This window comes from Alkalimonas sp. NCh-2 (assembly GCF_039631345.1).
Taxonomy (GTDB): Bacteria; Pseudomonadota; Gammaproteobacteria; order Enterobacterales; family Alteromonadaceae; genus Alkalimonas; species Alkalimonas mucilaginosa.
Genome location: NZ_JBDIUV010000011.1, coordinates 1772 through 3112, shown reverse-complemented (window position 1 = coordinate 3112; position 1341 = coordinate 1772). Strand labels below are relative to the sequence as shown.

At 48.8% G+C, this 1341-nt stretch carries 1 rRNA gene (running past one end of the window); it reads right to left on the bottom strand.

Annotated elements, in window-relative coordinates:
• Window positions 1-1157: ribosomal RNA gene (locus tag ABC502_RS18565) — 23S ribosomal RNA — on the bottom strand; it reaches 1816 nt to the left of the window's first position.
• Window positions 1158-1341: the final 184 nt, after the last annotated feature.

Here is a 1341-nt window from a genome sequence, read left to right as displayed (position 1 = left end):
CACAAGTCCGCAGCTTCGGTGTATGATTTAGCCCCGTTACATCTTCCGCGCAGGCCGACTCGACTAGTGAGCTATTACGCTTTCTTTAAAGGGTGGCTGCTTCTAAGCCAACCTCCTAGCTGTCTATGCCTTCCCACATCGTTTTCCACTTAATCATAACTTTGGGACCTTAGCTGGCGGTCTGGGTTGTTTCCCTTTCCACGACGGACGTTAGCACCCGCCGTGTGTCTCCCGAGTAGTACTCATTGGTATTCGGAGTTTGCATGGGGTTGGTAAGTCGGGATGACCCCCTAGCCCAAACAGTGCTCTACCCCCAATGGTATTCGCTCGAGGCGCTACCTAAATAGCTTTCGAGGAGAACCAGATATCTCCGAGCTTGATTAGCCTTTCACTCCGATCCACAAGTCATCCCCTAATTTTTCAACATTAGTGGGTTCGGTCCTCCAATTGATGTTACTCAATCTTCAACCTGCTCATGGATAGATCGCCCGGTTTCGGGTCTACACCCTGCAACTGTTCGCCCAGTTAAGACTCGGTTTCCCTACGGCTCCCCTATTCGGTTAACCTCGCTACAGAATGTAAGTCGCTGACCCATTATACAAAAGGTACGCAGTCACACCATAAAGGTGCTCCCACTGCTTGTACGTACACGGTTTCAGGTTCTATTTCACTCCCCTTACAGGGGTTCTTTTCGCCTTTCCCTCACGGTACTGGTTCACTATCGGTCAGTCAGGAGTATTTAGCCTTGGAGGATGGTCCCCCCATGTTCAAACAGGATATCACGTGTCCCGTCCTACTCGTTTTCACTTAAATGGCACCGTCGTGTACGGGGCTATCACCCTGTATCGCTCCTCTTTCCAAAGGATTCCACTAACACCAAATAAGCTTAAGGGCTGGCCCGCGTTCGCTCGCCGCTACTAACGGGATCTCGGTTGATTTCTTTTCCTCCGGGTACTTAGATGTTTCAGTTCCCCGGGTTCGCCTCGTTGCACTATGGATTCATGCAACGATACCTGATAAATCAGGTGGGTTTCCCCATTCGGAAATCCATGACTCATGCGGCTCTTACTGCCTCATCATGGCTTATCGCAAGTTAGTACGTCCTTCATCGCCTCTGACTGCCAAGGCATCCACCGTGTACGCTTAGTCACTTAACCATACAACCCCAAGTGGCCTTAGCCTCTTGAAGTCGCACGCTTGTGAGTAAGGTCACAAATAAATTGTTACCTTGTTATTTCTACTATCAGCTTGCCAAGTTGTTAAAGAGCAGTTTGAGATAAACTCAAATGAAAAAACTTAGTGTTGAGTGTTTAGTGGTGAGTGTTGAGTTAAAAACTCACT